Source organism: Alkaliflexus imshenetskii DSM 15055 (assembly GCF_000517065.1).
Lineage (GTDB): Bacteria > Bacteroidota > Bacteroidia > Bacteroidales > Marinilabiliaceae > Alkaliflexus > Alkaliflexus imshenetskii.
The window spans coordinates 210,157-235,103 of record NZ_KI912105.1 but is presented as its reverse complement, the minus strand read 5'-3'; the positions used below and the strand labels follow the sequence as shown (position 1 = coordinate 235,103).

The window sequence follows — 24,947 nt, the reverse complement described above, 5'->3', positions numbered from 1 at the left end:
ATGAGATCTCCATATAAGGGGCGTTAGAGACTATGACGTTGATAGGCTGCAGGTGTAAAGATGGCAACATCAAAGCCGAGCAGTACTAATTACCCGAAACTTTCTGAGCAAGGTTTATTTGTGGCTGTTTCTTTTCGAGGTCAATATATCTATAACATAGAATTAGATATTGAGATATTAAGACAGATAGATAAGATGAAAGAGATAAATCGCTTCATCTATACCTCTAAAAATCTATATCTTTAATCATCTGGTAAGGTATTCAGGTGGCTATAGCGTAGGGGTTCCACCTCTTCCCATTCCGAACAGAGAAGTTAAGCCTTACAGCGCCGATGGTACTGCGTAACAGTGGGAGAGTAGGTCGCCGCCGATTTTTTAAGACAAAGGAGTAGTTGAGCAATCAGCTACTCCTTTTTGTGTTTAAGCCCGTTGGTGCGTATGCAGTGAAACTGCTAGTAACCACAAGGGCGCAAAGGGCACAAAGGAGATTAGAAAATTTAATGCGGTAAGTTGTCGATTGGTTGATGTTTATTGTTTGTTAGGGCGGTAAGGTGCAGTTCGTTGTCAAATTATTCGTTTTCTTTTAAGGAAGTATCAATGTTATTGATGAATAGGACTTGGTTGAGTTCTTTACGTTTTTTCTTTTCAATTGTTTGCTCTTCTGAGGCAAATCCAATCGGCAGTAGTACAATGGGTTCCAGATGCGCTGGTAAGGACAGGAGTTCTCTGACTATAGTGGGTTCAAAATTGCAAACCCAACAAGTGCTGAATCCTAAATAGGTGGCCATTAGTGTTATATGGTCGGTTGCAATAGCTACATCAATGTCGCAATGATCTTTTCTATCATTACTGCGTTTCCAGGATTCTTTGTGATTACCGCAGATAACAATAACCTGAGGTACAGTTTTAAACCAGTCTCTTGGATATGACTGATATAAACCGTCAAGCATCTCTTTGTCATCGATAACAATAAAACACCAAGGCTGGTAGTTTACAGCTGATGGTGCCAATCTACCAGCTTCCAGAACTTGAGTAAGCATGTTTTCAGGTATCTTTTTATCTTGAAATGAGCGCACCGACTTGCGCTTTCTTATAAGGTCTAATAATTCCATCTTTATAAATAGGGTTTAGTACATATAAAAAAAACTAAGGAATTGGAACCTTTGCTCCAATCCCTCAGTTACTAAATAATATAAACCAAAAGCATCATAAAGATATGTAAAATCATAATTAATAGGTTTATGAAGTGATAAAAAAGTTTTTTCATAAATCGATGTCTTAGTTTTCAGAATTGTTGCGATAGATGAAATCTTCATAATCAATTGTCTCACAACAAATGAATTCTTAAATTTGTGAAACACTTATTTGCTCTATTTATATGCGGATTCTAACATATATATTGCTTTTTCTCTCTTTATCTGGTTGCGAAGGGATTTTAAACTTAGATTTATTAGGAAATGGTGATATTCAGGAACAGAATCGTACAAATTTGCTAAGATTTAATGGTACAGTTACGGCGGTTCAGTTGAGCGATAATTTTACTTTGGAAATCTATCCTTCAGATGTTCAGAAATTATTTGTTGAGGCCGATGCAAATTTGCAGCCTTTTGTAATTACTGAGTTGGAAAGAGGTCGATTGATTGTGCGGCGCAAGGGGAATTTTAACCTGATATCTCAAAAACCAGTTTTAATACGTTTATACACGCCGGAACTGTTAGTTATAGATGTTCTTTCGCCGGGTCGCGTTCGTGTCAACTCAATGGAACAGGAATACATGAAGGTGCACGTTACCAGTTCGGCCAATGTGAGTTTCAGCGATGTTCTTATCGAGCACCTTGATTTGCGTAATGAGGGTAGCGGGCGACTTAATGTTCAAGGTCATTTTGAGCGATGCTCTATCTATCAGGTAGGTTCGGGGGAGATTGTTTTGCAAGGTATTGCACAAAGCTGCAGCATTGTACAAGAGGGCTCGGGTATGGTAGATGGCTCAAGTTTTATAGCTTACGCGGCTGAGATCTCATTATTTGGTTCCGGTTTGATATATTGTAATGTGCATGATAATCTAAATGTTAAAATAGCTGGTGAGGGACGGGTGTTTTATTCTGGAAGCGCAAATGTTACTTCCCAAATTTCGGGTGGTGGTGATTTAATCTATTTTGAGCATTAGTATTTTATATGCAACCACAAACAAAATCCTCACCTAAGGATTCTATGGCCATTTTGACAGCCAATATTTCTTCTTGGCTTCCTTTACACTTAGAGCAAACAGGCAAATTAACCTTTAGATTGTTTTCTACTTTTTGATTCAAAATGGGTGCTTTACATACGAAACAAGTCTTTACTTCGGCAGCATCGTTATTGGGAACTAACATGTTAATCTTTTTTTGACATTTGAATTGCAACAGTTTTGAAATTTAGCGTATAGGTCTTTCTTGTCAAAATCCTGATTTATCCTATACGAATTTATAACAAACTTTTAAATAATTAAGAAAGGGTTCATATTTTTTGTTGTAACGTTCTAATTATGCATGTTTTATTAATTAACTATTCATTTTTAGTGCTTCGATTTTTGGCTTGCCAATGCTCAGGTTCTATACTTTCCTTTCTGTTATTTACTATGAATAGCAAATTCACCTCGATATTTGCATATCATTCCTGAGCGTAAATAGTAGGTGACTTATTTATTAGAATATCCAACCAAAAGCATTCTTGTTTTTATATTATTTATCAAATAGAATTGGTTTTCTTATAAATTGAAAGAAGACGGTGTTTTGTAATTGTTATTGTGGCACTGTTTGCAATAGTTTGTAATTTATTTGATATTATTTAGTAGAACCTGTAAGTAAAATGATATTAAAATATTATTTTTGTCACCATTGAATTTAATGGTTTAGGAAATATTACTTCGAGCATATTCGGCGTTTTGATTAAATTACGGTGGTTATTTATATGCAGATGCCATCCAAGTCCTTAATACTTTAAAAACTAAAAGAATGAAAGACCAGGTAGCCCGTTACATTGATGATTTTATGGCAGGTGTTATAGCACGTAATCCTGCAGAACCTGAATTCTATCAGGCAGTACATGAAGTAGTTGAGAGTTTGGCCCCATTTATCGTTGAGAACCCTGTTCTCATGAAGAATAAGATTCTTGAACGTATGGCCGAGCCTGAAAGAGTAATTATGTTCCGGGTGCCTTGGCTTGATGATCGCGGAGAAGTTCAGATAAACCGCGGTTTTAGAGTACAGATGAGCAGTGCAATTGGACCCTACAAAGGAGGTATCCGTTTTCACGCGTCTGTAAACCTTAGTATTTTAAAGTTTCTTGCTTTTGAACAAGTACTAAAGAACAGTCTTACATCATTGCCAATGGGCGGTGGAAAAGGAGGTTCTGACTTTAATCCAAAAGGAAAATCTGACAACGAGGTTATGAAGTTTTGTCAGTCTTTTATGAATGAGTTATATCGACATATTGGCCCTAACACAGATGTGCCTGCCGGTGATATTGGTGTAGGTGGTCGTGAAGTGGCATATATGTATGGCCAGTATAAAAAATTGAGAAATGAATTTACTGGTACCTACACCGGAAAAGGTCTTGATTTTGGCGGAAGCCCCTTGCGCCCCGAAGCCACTGGTTATGGAACAGTTTATTTTGCTCAGGAGATGTTGAAAACCCGTGGCGAGAGCTTTAAAGGAAAGACCGTTGCCATTAGCGGTTCCGGAAATGTAGCTCAGTACGCAGTTGAGAAAGTACTTGAAATGGGCGGTAAAGTTGTTACCCTTTCAGATTCAAATGGTTCTATATACGATCCGGAGGGTATTACCAGCGAAAAACTGGAATATGTGATGTTGCTTAAAAATGCAATTCGTGGCCGTATTAAAGAGTATGCAGATAAGTACCCTTCAGCTCAATACTGGGAAGGACAACGTCCATGGAAGGCCAAGTGTGATATCGCACTACCATGTGCTACGCAAAACGAATTGAATGGTGAGGAGGCTCAAATTCTGGTTGAGAATGGGTGTATCTGTGTGGCTGAAGGTGCCAATATGCCATCAACTCCAGAGGCGATTAAAGTGTTTATAGATAATAAAATTCTCTATGGGCCAGGCAAAGCTGCCAATGCCGGAGGTGTTGCCGTGTCAGGTCTTGAGATGAGTCAAAACTCCATGCGTCTGCAATGGACTAAAGAGGAAGTGGATGCCAAATTGCAATCTATCATGAAGAATATTCATGCTGCTTGCGTGAAAAATGGAACGCAGGCCGATGGCTTTGTAAACTATGTAAATGGTGCCAATGTCAGCGGTTTTATTAAAGTAGCTAACGCCATGCTTGCACAAGGTTTGGTATAGTTTATATATTTAGGATAAAAAAAACCCTCGAAGAATTATTCTTTGAGGGTTTTTTATTTTCTTTGAATTAGGATTTGTTTTTGTGATTGGGAAAACCTTTTTACTTATTAATCAATACTTCTGATGTCTGAAAAACTAAAAGAACTTCCAAGGAATACAGTTCTCGGAATACAATTTTTATTTGTTGCTTTTGGTGCAACCGTGCTTGTTCCTTTATTGGTTGGAATCAATCCTTCAATTGCACTTTTTAGTGCTGGTGTTGGAACTTTAATTTTCCATCTTGTAACCCGGGGCATGGTTCCGGTTTTTTTAGGCAGTAGTTTTGCCTTTATAGCACCAATTGTAGAAGCAACCCGGCTTTTCGGATTCGCTGGTACCTTGTCAGGATTAATTGCAGTAGGCGCTGTTTATATGGTTATGTCAGCTATCATAAAGTGGCGTGGTATCGTGATTGTCGAGAAATTTTTCCCTTCGGTGGTGGTTGGTCCTGTTATTATGGTAATTGGTCTCTCTTTGGCATCGGTTGGCGTTAATATGGCGCAAACAGATTGGCTAATTGCTCTGGTGGCATTGTTAACTGCACTGTTTGTTGTTGTCTTTACCCGTGGCCTAATTAAATTAATTCCCGTTTTTTGTGGGATTGTAGCCGGCTATTTGGTTGCAGTTCTGCTTGGTAAAGTGGATTTTTCACCTGTTACCGAGGCTGCTTGGTTTGCCTTTCCCGATTTTACTAAACCTGAATTGCACTGGGGAGCTATTATCTATATGATTCCGGTGGCCATTGCCCCGCTTATTGAGCATGTGGGCGATATGTATGCCATAGGTGCTGTGGCAGAGAAGAATTTTGTGCGTAAACCAGGATTGCATCGCACCATGCTTGGTGATGGCATTGCTACTGCTTTCGCCGGTTTTGTTGGCAGTGTGCCAAATACAACATATTCTGAAGTTACAGGTGCAATTTCGCTTACCAAAGTAACCAATCCTGTTATACTTCGAATTTCTGCGATTACTGCTATCGTCTTTTCGTTAATCGGTAAAGTAAGCGGCGTTTTAAAGTCCATTCCGCAGTCTGTATTAGGAGGCATTATGCTGTTGTTGTTTGGCATGATTGCAACTGTGGGCATTAAAACGCTTATTGATTCCGGTGCAAATTTAAATCGAACCAGGAATCAGGTAATTGTGTCAATTGTTCTGACGGTAGGCATAGGCGGTGCTGTTATTAATTTCGGTAATTTCTCGATGGCAGGAATAGGCCTTTCTGCTGTTGTCGGGGTGTTATTGAATTTAATTTTGCCTGACAGGTCTAAGCCGGTTAAAATGAACCCATGATCAAATTACAATAATCTTTATTTATGCTTTGGGAGAAGGATAAATTGGTGAAGGCACTGGAGATCGATGGTCTTGAAGAGCTTATTCAATTATATAAAGATTATGATATTCAAACTTCTTTTGTAAGAAGAGATAACAACTTTTTTTGTGTTTCAGGTTGTGGTGCATGTTGCTACAAGCCGTCACTGCATCTTGAGGTCACCGTTTTTGAAATGATTCCCCTGGCCATTGATTTAATAATTAGTGGTCAGGTTAATTATGTATTGGAAATTTTGAATCAGCAAGGAATTGAGCAGATACCTTGTGTCATGTATCATAAAACCTCTGAAGATGGGAGTCAGGGTTATTGTACAGATTATGACAACCGGCCATTAATATGCCGATATTTTGGAGGCGCTGCAAAAGTTGGGAAGTATGGCTCCAGGCAACTCGTGTTATGCAAAATTTTAAAGGAGAAGCATAAGTTGAATCAGGACTTGCTGGATCGTTTAAGTAATCTGATGCCATTTATTCCGCATGTTACGCCTCAGTTACGAAATCTCAACAGGTACATCGATAATGGCCTTTATCCGCTCAATCAAGGGTTGAAGCAGGCATTAGAATATGTGTTGTTTCGCATGCAATGGCTCAATCCCGACGCTCCTGAACCCAATGATCCTCCGGTTTTAACCCCATCAGGAGGTGTTGATATTGCTGCATAATTGGGTGCTTTGACAATCAGAATTTTCTCACTGTTTTAGTACGATGTCTGAATCAAGGTTTACTACCAGTGTGTAGCCAATATGGCTGATACGAAGATGTAGTTTTTTCTCTCCTCTTATTTCGGTTACCTCTCCGGATATTCCTGCCAAAGGGCCAGATGTAACTGTAACTATCTGACCTTTATGTATGGTGCTCGTTTCAACGCTGAATGTGAGCTTGTTTTCAACAGTACGCCGCATGGCCTCAATTTCATCATCTGGTATAACTACTGCTTTCCCCTTGTGAGAAACATAAGCCACAACACCTCTTACATCAAATACTTTGCGATATTCTGATTGAGGTATGCAAATAAAAATATATGAATTTATAACGGGGGTTTCAATCCACTTTTTTCGGTCGCTCCATTGTTTTAACTCTCTTTTTAATGGCAAATAGGCCTTGATGCCAATACTGGTAAGCTGCTCCAGAACTTTTTTTTCAGCTCTCGATTTGGTATAAAGAGCATACCATTGATTGTCAGTTTCTTTTTTTAGTTCCATCGCGATTTTTTCCAATCGCCAAATTTAGAATAGTTATCCTATAAAAGCAACCATACACAAGGCATATTGGGCAATTCCAATTTATTTCAAGTTCTTGTAGTATTTGTATCTTTGTTATGTGTATGAAAATCAGGTTTGTAAAAGTGTTTTGGGCATCGTAAAAAAGCCTTCTATAATCCCGAATAGCGCCGATTTTTTGTTATATTTGTACTTCTTTCGAATATGGTTGAGAATACTGGATTCGGGAATTTTATTCAATAAATTAAATCATGAGCGATAATTTAGAGCAGTTGCCAATAAAGCCATCTAATGGTGATTATTCGGCCAATAGTATACAGGTTCTTGAAGGTTTGGAAGCAGTTCGTAAGCGTCCTGCTATGTATATCGGGGATATAAGTGTAAAAGGTTTACACCACCTGGTATATGAAGTTGTAGATAATTCTATTGATGAGGCACTTGCAGGCCATTGTGATCGCATCGAGGTGACCATCAACGAGGATGATTCAGTCACCGTCATCGATAATGGACGAGGCATTCCTGTGGATATTCACGAAAAGGAAGGTCGTTCTGCACTTGAAGTTGTAATGACTGTGCTTCATGCTGGAGGTAAATTTGATAAAGGAAGTTATAAGGTATCAGGTGGATTGCACGGTGTAGGTGTTTCATGTGTGAACGCCTTGTCAACTTTATTGGTAGTTGAAGTGCATCGCGATGGAAATGTATATCATCAACAGTATGAACGGGGAAAACCTGTCGCTGATGTAAAGCTCATTGGACAAACAGACAAAAGAGGTACTTCAGTTACGTTTAAACCTGATGCGACCATATTTAATACCACTGAGTATAAATACTCTATCCTTGCTGAAAGAATGCGTGAATTGGCCTTCCTTAACGCCAATATTGAAATCATTCTAACGGATAGAAGAGAAGTGAATGATAAAGGGGAGTTTAAGCAAGAGCGTTTTCATTCTGAACTTGGATTGCGTGAGTTTGTGCAGTTTATCGATAGCAACCGTGAAAAGTTAATCGATAACATTATCTACATAGATACTGAGAAAAATGAAGTGCCGGTAGAAATTGCAATTCTCTATAATAACTCCTTCAATGAAAATGTTCATTCTTATGTAAATAACATTAATACAATTGAGGGAGGAACCCATCTTACAGGTTTCAGACGTGGGCTTACACGTACACTTAAAACATGGGCTGAGAAATCAGGCATGTTGTCAAAACTGAAATTTGATATCAATGGGGATGATTTTAGAGAGGGATTAACAGCCGTTATTTCTGTGAAAGTGGCTGAGCCTCAATTTGAAGGTCAGACAAAGACTAAGTTGGGCAACAGCGACGTAAGCCTTGCTGTGGATCAGGCTGTGAGTATCATGCTACAAAACTATCTTGAAGAGAATCCAAAAGATGCCCGTTCCATCGTAAACAAAGTGATTCTTGCTGCCACAGCCCGGCATGCTGCGCGCAAAGCACGTGAATTGGTTCAACGTAAAAGTGTATTGTCAGGTGGGGGCCTACCAGGTAAACTTGCCGACTGCTCCGATAAGGATCCGGCCGGCTGTGAGGTATTTCTGGTTGAGGGTGACTCTGCAGGAGGTACGGCTAAACAAGGCCGAAACAGACAATTCCAGGCTATTCTACCTTTGAGAGGTAAAATCCTGAATGTGGAAAAAGCATTGCAGCATAAGGTGTTTGAAAATGAGGAGATTAAGAATATATTTACTGCGCTGGGAGTAACAATTGGTACGGAAGAGGATTCCAAAGCCCTTAATCTTGAGAAATTGCGATATCATAAAGTAATTATTATGACGGATGCCGATGTTGACGGAAGTCACATTACAACCTTGATAATGACTTTCTTCTTCAGGTATATGAAGGATTTGATCACCAACGGTCACCTTTATATTGCCACACCACCTCTTTATTTACTAAAGAAAGGCAAAATTGAGGAGTATTGCTGGGATGACAAGCAGCGTCGTATGTTCATCGAAAAGTATGGCAATGGCAGGGAAGATCTAATACATATTCAAAGGTATAAAGGTCTTGGTGAAATGAATGCCGAGCAGTTGTGGGGAACAACCATGAACCCCGAAACTCGCACTCTGCGCCAGGTTACCATCGAAAGTGCTGCAGAAGCTGACCGAATTTTCAGCATGCTCATGGGCGATGATGTGCCACCACGTAGAGAATTTATTGAGCAGAATGCCACGTATGCCAAAATTGATGTATAGTTTTTTTATTCATTCCTTTTCCGAGGTTGTAGATTGTAATCTTTGGAGCGCATTTTGGCTTCAAACAAGTGAATGAATATCTATTATAGATGTTATTTTATTGAAACCTTTCTGATAGATTTAGTCAGAAAGGTTTTATTTTTAGAGGAAGAATTGCATTTTTAAAATGAAGAAATCTAAAGTTGTAATTACCGTAATCAACAACCTTGTAACGGACCAACGGGTTGCAAAACTTGCAAGTCACTTATGCGAACGCGGTTTTGATGTGACCTTGGTAGGCCGTCGTTTCCCAGGGGGAGATATACCCCGGGATAGGCTCGGACATCACATTCGCTTTAGATTGTTATTTAACAGAGGGCCTCTCTTTTATGCAGAGTATAATCTAAGGCTGACTTTCTTCTTACTCTTTCACAGATATGATAAAATAATCTCGGTTGATTTGGACACATTGATGGCATGCTCTATTGCTGGCCGAATCAAAGGTCTGCCCGTTATTTTCGACAGTCACGAATACTTTCCCGAGCAACCTGAAGTGGTTAACCGGCCAGTGGTTAAACGTTTGTGGACTTTTATCGAAAAGTTATTGGTTCCACGCATATCAAAGGGTATAACCGTTTCGCCAGGCATCGTTGAAATTTATCGTTCCAAGTATGGATGCAATTTTCACTTGGTTCGTAACATTCCCTCTTCAAAAGGTCAGCCGTTTGACATTAGGCCCGTCGGCGACAATCCAATTGTTTATTATCAGGGAGCGTTAAATGTTGGTAGAGGTCTCGAAGCTTCAATTGAAGCGATGAGATATTTGCCCCGATATCGAATGCTGATTGTGGGTTCTGGCGATGTGGAGCAGAATCTTAAAGAGCTGACCGCAAAACTAGGATTGAATGAGAGGGTTACATTTGTGGGTAAAGTGCCTTTTGAAGAATTGCCAAGCTATGCTTTAAAGGCCCATGTCGGCCTCTGTTTACTCGAAAATATGGGGTTGAACTATTATCATTCATTACCAAACCGTATTTTCGATTATCCTTTTTTGGGTTTACCCGTAATTGCCACTTCATTTCCTGATATTTCCAACATTGTGACTAGTTACAATACGGGTTTATTGGTTGATACACTAAGTCCGATTGATATTGCCGATGCAATTAGGGAAGCTTGTGAGAATAAGCAATTGAGAGATGAGTGGAGCAGAACGTTGCCCATGGCTACATCTAAACTAACTTGGGAAAATGAGCTTAAGGTTTTTGATGAACTGTTTTAAATACAAAAGCCGGTCGATTGACCGGCTTTTGGTATATTAACCTAAATAAGATTTCAGCAATTTGCTTCTTGATGTGTGCCTTAAGCGTCTGATGGCTTTTTCTTTAATCTGACGAACACGTTCACGAGTAAGTCCAAAACGCTCACCAATTTCCTCAAGAGTCATTTCCTGACAACCAATGCCAAAGAACAATTTAATAATATCGCTTTCACGCTCAGTGAGGGTGGCTAGCGCTCGTTCAATTTCTTTGGCTAACGATTCGTTGATAAGGGTTCTGTCGGCATTTGGCGAATCACTGTTTACGAGTACGTCCAGCAAACTATTGTCTTCACCTTCTACAAAAGGGGCATCAACTGAAATGTGACGACCGGCCACACGCAGAGTATCTGCAACCTTGTCAGCTGGCAATTCCAACTCATCGGCCAACTCTTCAGGTGATGGTTTTCGTTCATGTTCCTGCTCAAACTTAGAATAGGCCTTGTTGATTTTATTTAATGAACCAACCTGGTTCAACGGAAGGCGCACGATTCTGGATTGCTCGGCTAATGCCTGCAGGATTGACTGACGAATCCACCATACTGCGTATGAGATGAATTTAAATCCTCTGGTTTCGTCAAATTTTTCGGCCGCTTTAATCAATCCCAGGTTTCCCTCATTGATAAGGTCAGGAAGGCTTAAGCCCTGGTTTTGATACTGTTTGGCAACAGACACCACAAAGCGAAGGTTGGCTCTGGTCAACTTCTCAAGAGCGGCTTGATCGCCTTTCTTGATCCGTTGCGCCAATTCAACTTCTTCTTCAACTGAAATAAGTTCCTCACGTCCAATCTCTTGTAAGTACTTATCCAGCGAAGCGCTTTCGCGGTTGGTAATAGATTTTGTTATTTTTAATTGTCTCATGTTCCCTCCAAAATACGGCGCAAAATTACAATTATTTACTCAGTAAAGCAATATTCGGAATGCCTTTACTTGATTATTATTCCTGTAGGTTGATGGCATAATATGCCACTCTCCCGTTAGTGTAAACACCGGTTAAAAACAAACCTTCGTTAAGCACTTCAACAACTCTTCGTAGATCTTCTTCTCTATTAATCGGAACACGGTTTGCCTGTGTGATTATATAACCTTCCCGAATGCCTGCATCTCGGAATTTTCCCGATGATACCGAGGTTACTTTCAGACCGTTCCTCAGCCGCAATCTTTGTTTGTCACTATCGGACAGTGGCTCGAATGTGGCTCCAAGCGCGGCCAGTATGTTTGATGTTTGTACCAGATCGGTATTACCGTGAATATTACGTAAAGTTACTGTAAAAGGTTTTCTTTTTCCATCACGAATTACCTCTACCTGCAAATTGTCACCCGGCCTAAATCTGCTAACCCGTTCCTGTAACTGTGGTACTGTATTCACAGCCTGGCTGTTGATGCTTACTATCACATCACCGCTTTTAATACCGGCAGCATGCGCACCACCATTCTCAACAACATCCGCTACATATATGCCTCTTACTCTGTCTAGTTTGAGTTTTTGGGCGAGTTCGTTATTCATCTCACGGATATTGACACCTAATAGTCCGCGCTGTACTTCTCCAAACTCCATAAGGTCGGCAACAACCTTCTCCACAATGCTTACAGGTACAGCAAATGAGTAGCCTGTGAATGAGCCTGTTCGTGATGCAATGGCAGTGTTTATGCCCACCAGTTCACCATGTGTATTCACCAGGGCGCCGCCACTATTTCCCGGGTTTACTGCTGCATCTGTTTGGATAAAAGCTTCGATACTCATCTGTCCAAGTATTTGTATGCTTCGTGATTTTGCACTCACAATACCCGCGGTTACAGTTGAAGTAAGATTGAATGGATTACCAACTGCCAATACCCACTCGCCAATTCGTATCTTATCAGAATTTCCATATTCAAGATATGGCAAGTCAGAGGCATCAATTTTAAGCAAGGCAATGTCGGTACTTGTGTCAGCACCAACTTTTACAGCATTAAAGGTGCGTTTGTCATTCAATGTAACTTCAATTTCATCTGCACGATCAATTACATGGTTGTTGGTTACTATAAAACCATCACTTGTTAAAATTACACCAGATCCGGAACCCATTACCGGTTGTGAGTCGGGCGAAAAGCTTCTGGGTCCAAAAAAGAAATCAAACAAAGGATGTCCTGATTGGGATTGATTATTGGTGGCTCGCCCTTTTGTTCGTACGTGAACTACTGCATTAACTGATTTTTCAGCAGCAAAGGTCAAGTCAGGTACGCCAACCGGATTTGAGGATGGCATGGTGGCTAGGCGCGCAGCATGATCTATCTGAACCGGTACTTCTATTGTACGTACTTCGTTCTTATTAAATTTTGAGTATGTAAAAACAACGATAATTGCACTAAAAACTGCTATCGCGAATGTTGAAACGAAATTTTTTGCATTCATATCGATTACAATTAAAGGTTAACTCTGAATAAATATCAAAACATGTGCCTTGGTGGTGTGGTTAACATATTTTAACCACGGTTTTGTTACGATATTTTTCTTTTGTGACCTTTAATTAAACAACAAGCAGGCCTGTCCTTTTGTTTTGTTTCGTTTGAGGTGTCAGGGCATTTGGGATGATGAGGAGTTTGTGTTTTATTAAAAAAGCGATCCCCCTAAACATTACTTCGGAAACCCTAACCCTTAACCAAAACCAAAATAATGCCAGGGGGATCATATTGTAATTTGTCTCTTCATTTAATTCCCATTAAAATTTACGTCGATATTTTATCTTTGTCAAGTTCTGATGATTTGCAGTTAATCGCAAATTCTATTGAATTCTGGCAGTTAAGATGCAATATAAAAATGACGTTGCGTATCTTTGTGTAGATTCCAAAGGAATTGCACTTAATGAGAATAACATTGCTAATTTATTGATGAATGAGTACAATACGTTTTTATAAATTCCATGGCACGGGTAACGATTTTGTTATACTTGATAACAGGGATAATAGTTTTGATGCTGGTGATTCATCCTTTGTCAAATATTTGTGTCACCGTCGATTTGGCATCGGAGCTGATGGTTTTATGATGCTTGAGACTTCTGATAGCTATGCTTTCTTTATGCGATATTTCAACAGTGACGGAAGAGAAAGTACCATGTGTGGAAATGGTGGCCGCTGTATTGTTGCATTTGCTGAAAAACTTGGGATTATTCGTAAAGATAAGCTTTTTGAATTTGAAGCGATTGATGGGGTTCATGAGGCTGTTTGGACCGAGGGAGAGGTAAGTCTGAAAATGGTTGATGTAAATGGTATACAACAAATGACAGATGGTTATTTTCTGAATACAGGTTCACCCCATTTTGTTAGTTTTCATAATGATATTGATAGTCTGGATGTGGTGCGATTGGGTTGCGATATACGAAACAGTTCTCTTTTTGGTGATGGTGGTACCAATGTCAATTTCGTTAAAGTTATTGGCGATGGGCTAGTCAATGTGCGTACCTATGAAAGGGGCGTGGAGGATGAGACATGGTCGTGCGGAACAGGTTGTGTCGCTTCAGTGCTAACCGATCATTATTTGAATAGAAAGACAGAAAGGTATCGTGTAAAAGTGCGAGGTGGCGATCTGAAAATCAGATTCGATGCCGTGGATGTTGGTGTTTATAAGAATATTTGGCTCGAAGGTCCTGCCAAGTTTGTATATGAAGGAACCATTCGAAAGTTTTAGTCTTTTTAAACAGCGTTATGGAGTTTAATCTCGAATCAGAGTATAAACCAACAGGTGATCAGCCGGAGGCAATTCGCCAATTAATTGAAGGATTTCATTTAGGTGAAAACTTTCAGACATTGTTGGGCGTTACAGGTTCTGGTAAAACTTTTACCGTGGCAAATGTAATTGAGCAGTTGCAACGGCCAGTTTTGGTTTTAAGTCACAATAAAACATTGGCTGCGCAGTTATATGGTGAGTTCCGTAATTTTTTTCCGCAAAATGCCGTTGAGTATTTTGTATCATACTATGACTATTACCAGCCTGAGGCCTATATTCCTGTAACTGATACTTACATCGAGAAAGATTTATCCATTAATGATGAAATCGAGAAGCTACGTTTAAGCGCGACATCAGCACTACTCTCCGGAAGAAGGGATGTGATTGTTGTCTCATCTGTTTCATGTTTATATGGTATAGGAAACCCTGAAGATTTTCATTCTAATGTAATTACCCTTAATAAGGGAAAGAATTTTGGCCGCAACAAGTTTCTTCGCCATTTGGTAGATAGCCTTTATTCCAGAAATGAGGTGGAGTTTAACCGTGGCAATTTTAGGGTGAAAGGAGATACTGTAGATGTACATTTGGCCTACGCCGACCATGCCTGTCGTGTGATTTTTTGGGGCGATGAAATAGAGTCTATTGAAACATTTGATCCGCTAAACAATATCAGAATCGAGTACCATGATCAATTTTTAATTTATCCGGCAAATATTTTTGTTACTACAAAAGAGCGCATACATCAAGCAATTCGTGTTATTCAGGATGATTTAACTGCACATTTGGCATTTTTGCGTGAGGGTGGTAAAAAGCTTGAAGCCAAACGACTTGAGGAACGCGTGAATTATGATCTGGAGATGATACGTGAATTGGGGCATTGTCCAGGTATTGAAAACTATAGCCGCTATTTTGATGGACGACCGCCCGGAACTCGTCCTTTCTGTTTGCTGGATTATTTTCCGAAGGATTTTTTAGTTGTGGTGGATGAGAGTCACGTAACAATACCTCAAATTCGAGCCATGTATGGAGGTGATTTTAGCCGAAAACAAAACCTCGTTGAATACGGGTTCCGTCTGCCGGCAGCCATGGATAACAGACCATTGCGATTCGAAGAGTTTGAACAACTTGCCCAAAGTGCCATCTATGTTAGTGCCACTCCCGCCGACTATGAGATAGCGAAAAGCGGAGGCGTAATTGTTGAACAAGTAATTCGACCAACCGGGCTACCCGATCCTGAAATTGAAGTTCGTCCAAGTTTGAATCAGATTGATGATTTGATGGACGAGATACAGCTTCGGACAAAGAAGTCCGAGCGGGTGTTAGTTACGACATTGACAAAGCGTATGGCTGAGGAGCTATCAGCGTACCTGTTGAGAATGGGTGTTAAATGCGAGTATATTCACTCTGACGTTGATACACTTGAGCGGGTGAAAATTATGGAAGGATTGCGAAACGGTGTTTTTGATGTACTTGTGGGTGTGAATTTACTGCGTGAGGGGTTGGATTTGCCGGAGGTTTCACTGGTTGCCATTTTGGATGCCGACAAAGAAGGTTTTCTGCGTTCAGCCCGTTCACTAACCCAGACGGCAGGTCGTGCTGCGCGAAACATAAACGGTAGGGTTATCATGTATGCCGATACTATTACCCGTTCGATGCAAGAGACAATTGATGCTACCCTCCGAAGACGTGAGAAACAGTTGGCTTACAATGCGACACATGGCATTACTCCAAGGCAGGTTATTCGTAAGAAAGGCTCTACAATTCCCGGAAGTGCTGCTCAATTTGAATCCAAAGCCTATATTGAACCTGAGACTGCTGATGTGGCAGCAGATCCTGTGGTTGCATATATGAGCGTGTCCGCTTTGGAAAAATCTATCGTTAAAGTAAAGAAAGCCATGGAAGATGCCGCTAAGGAATTGGATTTTATTTCTGCAGCTCAATACCGTGATGAAATGTATCGGCTTCAGCAGCTGGTCAAGGAACGTAAGGAGCATTGAGCACAACTAGAAATAGAACATGCAAGACAACAAAAATGAGCCATCCTTTAAGGACAGCTCTTTCTTTGTATCTATTGTAATACTTTCAATCAAGTCTAGAAGAATAAAAACCTGTTACGTTGGTGACTGCTAGGTCTGGTTGAACGACTACGTGAACGTGATTTAGGCTGGAAAAACTTCCTGGTTTTGTTGTAGCTCCTTCTGTTAAACCTCGGGTCATTTCTAAATGGACTATCTTGAATCAGGTAACTGACTCCAGCAGTTACGGTGTAATAGAAGTCATAAGGGTCGGTAGTTCGTTCGTTGCCATCTGGCCACCTATCGTACCATACATCATGAGCATCTAATCTGTCTGAGAAGGCTAAAGTTCCATAAAATTCAAAATTAGCACTCAGATTTGGACTTATCCAATATGAGAATCCCCCGCCTGCTCCAACAATTGGTGCTATTTCTGTTACCTGACGCCAAATCTCTCCTGGCTGAGCCCCCACCGTTGAAAAACTTGCCGGACCCCAATATTCAGTAGCATCATAATAGATTAACCCGGCTTGAAGAAGTGCATATGGTTGGACTGCTCTTTCTTTAAAATACCCTAAAACATGATTCAATGGCCTATATGTCCCTCCAAGCGTAAATTCCAGATAGAAGTTGTCAAATGTAGCATAAGGCACGTTCAAGGACTGACTTAGCTGCTCTCCTTGCATTTTTCCTCCCATCACTTGGGCTCTTGCGCTGAGGTATTTTGACATTTCCCTGTCTGCCAACACCCCAAAAGAGTAGCTTGCCCTGGATTGATCTACCAAGTCTCCAAAAAACACGTTCAATCCCCCTTTTGGTGTTACTGACAAACCGTCTATCACATTAAACGGTGTACGCCTGTAACCCCTTCTTTGTGCATCGCTCGAAGAAGCAAACAGTATGAATAGTGTCAATAGCAAATAAAACTTCTGTTTTGTAGACATCTATGAGTTTTCTAATATTGTTAGATGTTTAATTGGCTGTAAATTTGGTGAAAAGTTTATTAAATACAAAAAGCCAATTCACTGAAAAGACGAAATCCCCGTGAATTTGTTTCGTTTTTTTTACAGAAAACTCGAAAAAGAGGTTAAATGGCACCATTTTTTACATTTAATTCCCTCTTTCCGGTAAGTTTTTTTTATGTTACTTTATGTATTTTCTGATATTTGATAAGTTTCTTGTATTGCAAATATCTTTTCCTTCTGCTGTAAATAATCTGTTTATATCCTCTGTGTATTCTAATTCAATAACTCGCCGGACGATTTTCATTGTGCTGTTTAACATCCTGTTTGCCTCTGTAAATGGTTCAATAGCAATGGTTACGGCTGTGGGTAACCATCTTTGCGGGAACATATCCTGGTGTTTACCGCCTTTTTTGAATTGCGCCAGTTGATTTTGAATTGCGTTGAGGACATAGGTCGTTTTTTCTTCGTCAGTAGTGAAAGAATGATTCTTAAGAAGCAATCTAATGGCGTCTTGATTTGGCACAGCAATGCCCACTGTATAAGGGTTTTGGTTGTTGTGCAACATGAACTGGTCTATCAGCGGACACAAATCAATTATTGCCTCTTCAATTCCTTCGGGGCTATATTTCTCCCCATCATGTGAGATAAGCAGACTCTTAAACCTGCCTAAAACGTAGAGATAATTCTCTTTATCTACATACCCTAAATCTCCTGTGTAAAGCCAACCATTCTTAACTGTTTCTTTTGTGGCAGATTCATTTTTCCAATAACCGAGCATTACATTTTCACCCTTAACAACAATTTCGCCTGATTTGCCTTGTGACACTTGTTCTCCGCTCTCATCGCAGATCTTCAACTCCAGATCGTGCACCACTTTGCCGGATGAACCCATTTTATGATAATTGGGAGTATTGGCGCTTATTATAGGGGCTGCTTCACTTAACCCGTATCCCTGATACATTGGTATGCCTATCGCATAAAAGAATTTTTGCAATTCTATGTCGAGCAATGCGCCTCCTCCAATAAAAAACTGCATGTTGCCACCAAATTTTGTTCTAATTTGACTAAACAATATTTTATCAAACAGTTTTCCAATTGGTTTGGTTACTTTTTTAATTCCATAGCCTTTGTTGTTTCCAGTGCCATTGTACCAATAAGAGTAGGTAAGCGCCGTTTTAAACAATACATTGACAAAACGTCCTTTGTCACGAATACCTTTTTCAATGTTCTTTTTGAAGTTTTTTGCCAAAGCCGGAACACTCATCATCACATGTGGTTGTACTTCCATTATATTATTGGCAAAATTCTTCAGTGTTTCGGTAGGATTGGAGCCAGTTTGCACTGCTGCAACTGAAGCACCTCTAAACATAAAAGCATAAAGCGCAGCTGTATGTGCAAATGCGTGATCCCATGGCAAAACAACCAGAGTTCTGTAATGTGAAGGTATATCGATGAAACTAAATGCCTGTTCAACGTTAGCCGTATAGTTACGGTGTGACAGCATGATGCCTTTGGGGTCAGCAGTAGTTCCGGATGTATAGGAGATGTTTGCTACGTCTGCGGCAGTTACGCTGTTCCTGATGTCTGAAACGCGCTTTTCGTGTGTGGATATAAATTGTTTCCCTATAGTTTCAAGCTCAGACCATCGTATTTCCTTCTCCTGAAGATCGCTAATTTCATCCAGAACGATTATTTTTTCCAGCTTTGAAAGCTGGTGTTTGATATTTCTGATTTTATGAAGTTGATAACCAGAGACAATTACAAAACGTGAATCAGAATGATTGATTCTAAAAACTAAATCATTGGCTTCCTCCAGTTTTGTAGATAGTGGGACATTTATAGCACCGGCATAAAGTATCGATAATTCGGAAATCAACCAGTCACGTCGCCCTTCTGACAACAATGAAATTCTGTCTCCTTTTTGAATATCTAAACTAATCAATGCTGCGCCATAGATTTTAACAAGCTGGTGCGCTTCGCCATAGGTTGTAGAATGATATATTCCGTCTCTCTTCTCCCAAATTAAAGGGTTATTGGTGTATTTATTTACCTTATCTTCAAAATAATCTAAAATGCTTATCATTTGGATGACTTTAGTATTGGGTTTATGTGTGTTGATACGCGTTTGTAACAGAAGAATTGATGTATCTTTTTAATTTTCAGTATTGTTTTGGTTAGTTTGAATTTGGTTGTAAATTTAATGACTCTCAAAAAAAGCCGCAATATCTGCAAAAGTAATAAATGCCCTACTAATTAATATTTATTATCGATGATTAGTATCATTTCTATTACATTATTTTATCGCGAGTTTTGTTTCTTATTAAGTATGACTTAATTTAGCCTTGTAACACTGCAAACTTATAAATAGTCAAAACTAACTTAGAAATGAGAATGAATATGTCAATTTTTAAAGTGAAAGTGCAAGTTTATGCAATATTGATGTTAGCCATTGTATCAGCATGCGATTATAGCAATAGAACATTTTTGACGGAAGCAGCCTTGATACCTGTACCGGTAAGTGTTAGTTCTTCAAAAGGTTTTTTTGAATTTAGTGAGAAAACTAACATATATCTGGTTAACGCTGATTTGGAACTTCACAGAGTAGCAGAATTTTTAAATGATTACATAAGTCCTTCCACCGGTTTTTTGCTTTCTGTGAAGGAGGTTGAATCTGCAGAAGATGTCTTTGGAGTAATATTCGTTCTGTCCGATGATTCTGATTTTCGAAATGAAGAATATGAACTTCGAATTATGCCCAACAAGGTCGTATTGACGTCGGCAACTCACGAAGGCATTTTTCGAGGCATACAGACCATTCGTCAATTGTTACCCGCTTCTATTGAGAAACAGACTGTTCAAAATGACAAATGGGTTATTCCGGCAGGTGTGATACGCGATTATCCCCGTTTTCAGTATAGAGGCGCTATGCTGGATGTGTCTCGTCATTTTTTTGGCGTGGAGGATGTTAAGCGATATATCGATTATTTGGCATCGATTAAAATGAACCGGTTTCATATGCATCTCACCGATGATCAGGGCTGGCGAATAGAGATTAAATCGTGGCCAAAACTAACTGAAATTGGCGGCCAAACTCAAGTTGGAGGCGGTAGAGGAGGTTTTTATACGCAGGACGAATTTTCTGAAATTGTGCGTTATGCCGATGACCGTTTCATTGTTGTTGTTCCCGAAATTGATATGCCAGGCCATACAAATGCAGCTTTGGCCTCCTATCCGGAACTAAACCCAGATGGGATTGCACCTGAATTATATACCGGTATCGACGTTGGATTTAGCACGTTGGATACAAGAAATGAGCTTACCTATACATTTGTTGAGGATGTGATACGTGAAATTGCCCAACTTACCACAGGCGATTATCTGCATATTGGCGGTGATGAGTCGTGGGTAACAGCGAAGGAGGATTATATTTATTTCATTAACCGTGTTCAGGATATTGTTTTGAAATATAACAAGCGTATTGTGGGTTGGGATGAGATTGCTACAGCAGAACTCAGACCTGGAGCCATTTCTCAGTTTTGGAAACACGAAGAAAATGCGCTTAAGGCCGCCCAACAGGGTGGAAGTATAATAGTATCTCCTGCTGATAGGGCTTATCTGGATATGAAATATGATTCTACCACAGTAATTGGACTTAGTTGGTCAGGCTTTATTGAAGTAGATAGGGCTTATGAGTGGGAGCCTACAGCTCTTGTGGAGGGTTTTCCCGAGGCGTTGGTTTATGGTGTCGAGGCTCCGTTATGGACTGAAACCATTGAAACCATGAAGGATATTGAATACATGATATTTCCCAGAATTTTAGGAATTGCTGAAATTGCATGGTCATCAGCAGACAACCGTTCGTGGGACGAATATAAGTTTCGTTTGGCAGCCTTTGAAAAGCGATTGAGTGCAAAAGACGTGAATTTTTACAAATCGCCATTGGTTCCTCGCAAATAGCCAATCAAAAAACGTTCAACAAGCCCTGTTTGTCAACGATTGCGTTGGCCGGCAGGGTTTGTTTTGTTTTTCAACCTTTTTAATTGGCACACACACGTCAAATAATTAAATTTGCAGCGCGTATGTTTTAAAATAACTTCAAAACTCAAGTTCATGGTTCTTCTATTCGGAGGCGACTCCAATCAAATTGTTGCAGTTCATGTTAAAAAACAACTGCCCGATACTGACATTCAAAAACTTGAATGGCTTTTTAGTGGTGCCCGTTTAATTGGTGCCGATTCATTGGAAGGTTATTTTGTGGGGCCACGCCGGGAAATGATTACACCATGGAGTACCAACGCTGTTGAGATTACTCAGAACATGGGAATTGAAGGCATCATCAGAATTGAAGAGTTTTTTAAAGTAGCGGATGCCAATGCACAATTTGACCCGATGCTTCAGAAGTTATATAAAGGATTGAATCAAAGTGTTTTCACAATTGATAAACAACCTGACGCCATCGTCTATATAGATGACGTAGCTGCATACAACCTGAAGGAGGGGTTGGCTCTTAGTGGTGATGAAATTGGTTACCTTAATGATTTAAGTAAAAGGCTCGGGCGAAAGCTTACCGACAGTGAGGTGTTTGGGTTTTCGCAGGTAAATTCCGAACATTGTCGTCATAAAATATTTAATGGTACTTTTATTATTGATGGCGAAGAAAAAGAAAGTACACTCTTCCAATTGATTAAACGCACTTCGAAGGAGAATCCCAATTTTCTGGTGTCTGCCTATAAAGACAATGTTGCATTTGTTCAAGGGCCTCATGCTGTTCAGTTTGCACCAAAGACTCAAGACAAACCCGATTTCTTTCAGGAAAAGGAGATTGATACAGTTATTTCGCTTAAGGCAGAGACGCATAACTTCCCAACCACCGTGGAGCCTTTTAACGGAGCGGCAACCGGAACGGGAGGTGAAATACGTGATAGGCTAGCCGGTGGTAAAGGTTCGCTGCCTCTTGCCGGAACTGCTGTTTACATGACAAGCTATCCGCGTCCCGACGGGGGGCGTTCATGGGAGAAAAATGTGCCAGAGCGTAAATGGCTTTACCAAACGCCAGAGCAGATATTGATTAAAGCATCGAACGGCGCCAGCGATTTTGGTAACAAATTTGGACAACCACTGATTTGTGGATCAGTACTAACTTTCGAGCACTTTGAAAATCATAAAAAGTTTGCTTTTGACAAGGTTATAATGTTGGCCGGAGGAATTGGCTTTGGCCTTAAAAGAGACAGCCATAAAGGAGAGCCTGTTAAAGGTGATAAGGTGGTTGTACTTGGAGGTGACAACTACCGAATTGGAATGGGTGGTGGCGCTGTTTCTTCGGTAGCTACCGGGGAGTACGACAATGCCATTGAACTTAATGCTGTTCAGCGTTCAAACCCGGAGATGCAGAAGCGTGCAATGAATGCCATCCGTGCCATGGTGGAGCGTGACGATAACCCCATTGTTTCGATTCACGATCATGGAGCAGGCGGGCACTTAAATTGTTTGTCCGAACTGGTTGAAACTACCGGTGGAACCATCCATCTGGATAAATTGCCAATTGGTGATCCAACACTTTCGGCACGTGAAATTGTTGGTAATGAGTCGCAGGAGCGGATGGGACTTGTTCTGCATGAGAAAGATCTTGATGATTTAAAGCGTGTAGCTGATCGGGAACGCTCTCCCATGTATGTGGTTGGCGAAACGACCGGCGATCAGCATCTTAAATTTGTAGATGGTGCAGGAAATGCCCCAATAGATTGGCAGTTGGCCGAAATGTTTGGTAATCCTCCCAAAACCATTATGAATGATGTTGTGGTTGATGAACCTTTTGCTGCGCTCACATACGATGCCTCAAAGGTGAAGGAGTATGTTGAAAGCGTGCTGCAAATTGAGTCAGTTGCATGTAAAGATTGGTTAACCAATAAGGTTGACCGCTCAGTTACAGGGCGTGTGGCCAAACAGCAATGCGCAGGAGAGATTCAATTGCCATTGAATAATTTGGGTGTTACTTCAATCGACTATCGAGGTAAAGAAGGGGTTGCGACCTCTATAGGCCATGCACCAGGAATTGCTTTGGTTGACGCAGCCGCAGGTTCCGTTGTGGCAGTGGCCGAATCGCTTACTAATATTATTTGGGCACCATTAACACATGGACTCTCAGGTGTGAGTTTAAGTGCAAACTGGATGTGGCCATGTAAAAACAAAGGTGAAGATGCTCGATTGTACAATGCCGTGGAGGCGCTGAGCGACTTTGTAGTTGATTTAGGCATCAATGTACCAACAGGTAAGGATTCTTTGTCCATGACTCAGAAGTACAAGGATGGAGAGCAGGTGCTTTCACCGGGAACCGTTATTGTAAGTGCAGTGGCTGAGGTTTCTGACATCCGCAAAATAGTTGAGCCTGTTCTGGTGAAGGATTCAAACACTAAGTTGTTACACATCGATTTATCTTTTGATACCTTTAAACTGGGCGGAAGCAGTTTTGCCCAAATTATTAATCAGTTAGGTGAGGAAGCTCCAACTGTTGCCGATGCCGACTATTTTAGTGATGGATTTGCTGCTATTCAGGAGTTGATTAAGAAAGGTTTGATTTTGGCTGGCCACGATATTTCTGCTGGCGGACTCGTAACTGCGCTCCTGGAAATGTGTTTCGCAAATAAAGAATTCGGAATAAAAGCCGATCTCGCTGCATTTGAGGAAGACGACATCATTAAAATTCTATTTAGCGAGAACCCTGGCGTAGTGATTCAGGTTTCTGCAATCGATGAGGTTCTTTCGGTGTTGGATAACTATGATCTGGGCTATTCAATTTTAGGGTCGCCAGTAAAGGAACGAATACTTACGTTCACAGGCAAAGGCGATAAACTGGAACTTGATATTGACAAAATGCGTGATCTTTGGTTCAAGACATCTTACTTGCTTGATCGCCATCAGAGTGGCGAAAAGTTGGCTGCCAACAGGTATAGTAACTATAAGAATCAGGGTCTCACCTATAAATACCCGGCCGGGTTCAAAGGAACACTGGCTTCGTTAGGCATTGACAAATTGCCAGCTTCTGGAACCAGAGCCGCCAAAGCTGCCATCATACGCGAGAAAGGCGTTAATGGTGACCGGGAGATGGCTTACTCAATGTATCTTGCCGGTTTTGATGTGAAGGATGTGCATATGACTGACTTAATTACCGGAAGAGAAACGCTGGAAGAGATAGATTTTATCGTGTTTGTTGGCGGTTTTAGTAATTCCGACGTGTTAGGTTCTGCAAAGGGATGGGCAGGGGCATTTTTATTTAATGACAAAGCCCGCATGGCTCTTGATAACTTCTATAAGCGTGATAACACTTTAAGTTTGGGTGTATGTAACGGTTGCCAGGTAATGGTAGAACTTGGTCTTATTTATCCGGAGCATAAAGAGAAAATCCGAATGTTGCACAATGAATCACATAAGTTTGAATCCGGATTTGTGAATATGGAGGTGCGAGAAAACCATTCTGTGATGCTGAAATCACTAGCCGGTAGTAGATTGGGTATTTGGGTTGCACATGGTGAAGGAAAGTTCAAGATGCCTTATGCCGCCGATCAATATCATATTGCCGGTGTTTACGGCTACGATGGCTACCCGGCTAATCCCAATGGCAGTGACTTCAATACAGCAGCTATATGCTCCCACGATGGTCGCCATCTTGCCATGATGCCTCACCTGGAAAGAGCCATTTTCCCTTGGCAGTGGGCAAACTATCCGGCCGATCGTAAAAACGATGAGGTATCGCCATGGGTAGAAGCGTTCGTAAACGCACGTAAGTGGATTGAGGCGCGTAAGTAAATAGA

Annotated in this window: 16 protein-coding genes, 1 rRNA gene and 1 other annotated feature; of the genes, 11 read left to right on the top strand and 6 right to left on the bottom strand. The window is 40.6% G+C overall.

Annotated features, from left to right (window positions below; all coding sequences use genetic code 11):
* Window positions 1-97: a sequence feature (23S ribosomal RNA rRNA prediction is too short), on the top strand.
* 165 nt (window positions 98-262) lie between these two features.
* Window positions 263-373: ribosomal RNA gene (rrf, locus tag ALKIM_RS0101055) — 5S ribosomal RNA — on the top strand.
* A 196-nt stretch (window positions 374-569) separates the two neighbouring features.
* Here the strand turns inward: rrf and ALKIM_RS17140 are convergent.
* A complete protein-coding gene (locus ALKIM_RS17140) occupies window positions 570-1,112 on the bottom strand; it encodes a nitroreductase family protein (protein WP_044117664.1) in 543 nt (180 codons plus the stop codon).
* A 377-nt stretch (window positions 1,113-1,489) separates the two neighbouring features.
* Between ALKIM_RS17140 and ALKIM_RS0101040 the strand changes: the two genes are divergently transcribed.
* From ALKIM_RS0101040 to ALKIM_RS0101020, 4 genes are all read left to right on the top strand, one after another.
* Complete coding sequence (locus ALKIM_RS0101040) at window positions 1,490-2,167, top strand: head GIN domain-containing protein (protein WP_162148779.1); 678 nt, start codon at window positions 1,490-1,492, stop codon at window positions 2,165-2,167.
* Window positions 2,168-2,993: 826 nt separating this feature from the next.
* Window positions 2,994-4,349 (top strand): NADP-specific glutamate dehydrogenase, encoded by a 1,356-nt coding sequence (gene gdhA / locus ALKIM_RS0101030; RefSeq protein WP_026473048.1) that lies wholly within the window; start codon window positions 2,994-2,996, stop codon window positions 4,347-4,349.
* Between the two features lie 123 nt (window positions 4,350-4,472).
* On the top strand, window positions 4,473-5,678 hold the full coding sequence (locus ALKIM_RS0101025) for a uracil-xanthine permease family protein (protein WP_044117663.1): 1,206 nt from the start codon (window positions 4,473-4,475) through the stop codon (window positions 5,676-5,678).
* 23 nt (window positions 5,679-5,701) lie between these two features.
* Window positions 5,702-6,379, top strand: coding sequence for a YkgJ family cysteine cluster protein (locus ALKIM_RS0101020; RefSeq protein ID WP_026473046.1), 678 nt, complete (start codon window positions 5,702-5,704; stop codon window positions 6,377-6,379).
* Window positions 6,380-6,406: 27 nt separating this feature from the next.
* Here the strand turns inward: ALKIM_RS0101020 and ALKIM_RS0101015 are convergent, their stop codons facing one another.
* The gene (locus tag ALKIM_RS0101015; RefSeq protein WP_026473045.1) at window positions 6,407-6,919 is read right to left on the bottom strand and encodes a UpxY family transcription antiterminator; all 513 of its coding nucleotides are present in this window, start codon (window positions 6,917-6,919) and stop codon (window positions 6,407-6,409) included.
* A gap of 269 nt (window positions 6,920-7,188) precedes the next feature.
* Here ALKIM_RS0101015 and gyrB point away from each other — a divergent pair, with 269 nt between their 5' ends.
* Both gyrB and ALKIM_RS17135 read left to right on the top strand, forming a co-directional pair.
* Complete coding sequence (gene gyrB, locus ALKIM_RS0101010) at window positions 7,189-9,159, top strand: DNA topoisomerase (ATP-hydrolyzing) subunit B (RefSeq protein WP_026473044.1); 1,971 nt, start codon at window positions 7,189-7,191, stop codon at window positions 9,157-9,159.
* Between the two features lie 166 nt (window positions 9,160-9,325).
* Window positions 9,326-10,417, top strand: a complete 1,092-nt coding sequence (locus ALKIM_RS17135) for a glycosyltransferase family 4 protein (RefSeq protein ID WP_044117662.1) — start codon at window positions 9,326-9,328, stop codon at window positions 10,415-10,417.
* A gap of 36 nt (window positions 10,418-10,453) precedes the next feature.
* Here the strand turns inward: ALKIM_RS17135 and ALKIM_RS0101000 are convergent, their stop codons facing one another.
* Both ALKIM_RS0101000 and ALKIM_RS0100995 read right to left on the bottom strand, forming a co-directional pair.
* Window positions 10,454-11,314 (bottom strand): sigma-70 family RNA polymerase sigma factor, encoded by an 861-nt coding sequence (locus ALKIM_RS0101000; protein WP_026473043.1) that lies wholly within the window; start codon window positions 11,312-11,314, stop codon window positions 10,454-10,456.
* Between the two features lie 76 nt (window positions 11,315-11,390).
* Window positions 11,391-12,848, bottom strand: coding sequence for a Do family serine endopeptidase (locus ALKIM_RS0100995; protein WP_026473042.1), 1,458 nt, complete (start codon window positions 12,846-12,848; stop codon window positions 11,391-11,393).
* A 480-nt stretch (window positions 12,849-13,328) separates the two neighbouring features.
* Here ALKIM_RS0100995 and dapF point away from each other — a divergent pair, with 480 nt between their 5' ends.
* Window positions 13,329-14,120: a diaminopimelate epimerase gene (dapF, locus tag ALKIM_RS0100985; protein WP_026473041.1), complete on the top strand. Its 792-nt coding sequence runs from the start codon at window positions 13,329-13,331 to the stop codon at window positions 14,118-14,120.
* A gap of 17 nt (window positions 14,121-14,137) precedes the next feature.
* Window positions 14,138-16,156, top strand: a complete 2,019-nt coding sequence (gene uvrB, locus ALKIM_RS0100980) for an excinuclease ABC subunit UvrB (RefSeq protein WP_026473040.1) — start codon at window positions 14,138-14,140, stop codon at window positions 16,154-16,156.
* Window positions 16,157-16,251: 95 nt separating this feature from the next.
* Here the strand turns inward: uvrB and ALKIM_RS0100975 are convergent, their stop codons facing one another.
* Together ALKIM_RS0100975 and ALKIM_RS0100970 are read right to left on the bottom strand one after the other, a co-directional pair.
* Window positions 16,252-17,118: a hypothetical protein gene (locus ALKIM_RS0100975; protein WP_026473039.1), complete on the bottom strand. Its 867-nt coding sequence runs from the start codon at window positions 17,116-17,118 to the stop codon at window positions 16,252-16,254.
* Window positions 17,119-17,317: 199 nt separating this feature from the next.
* Window positions 17,318-19,222: an AMP-dependent synthetase/ligase gene (locus ALKIM_RS0100970; protein WP_026473038.1), complete on the bottom strand. Its 1,905-nt coding sequence runs from the start codon at window positions 19,220-19,222 to the stop codon at window positions 17,318-17,320.
* 302 nt (window positions 19,223-19,524) lie between these two features.
* Between ALKIM_RS0100970 and ALKIM_RS0100965 the strand changes: the two genes are divergently transcribed.
* Window positions 19,525-21,096 carry a beta-N-acetylhexosaminidase gene (locus ALKIM_RS0100965; RefSeq protein WP_235714352.1) on the top strand — a complete coding sequence of 524 codons (1,572 nt, stop codon included), beginning with the start codon at window positions 19,525-19,527 and terminating at the stop codon, window positions 21,094-21,096.
* A gap of 153 nt (window positions 21,097-21,249) precedes the next feature.
* Window positions 21,250-24,942, top strand: a complete 3,693-nt coding sequence (gene purL / locus ALKIM_RS0100960) for a phosphoribosylformylglycinamidine synthase (RefSeq protein ID WP_026473036.1) — start codon at window positions 21,250-21,252, stop codon at window positions 24,940-24,942.
* Window positions 24,943-24,947: the final 5 nt, after the last annotated feature.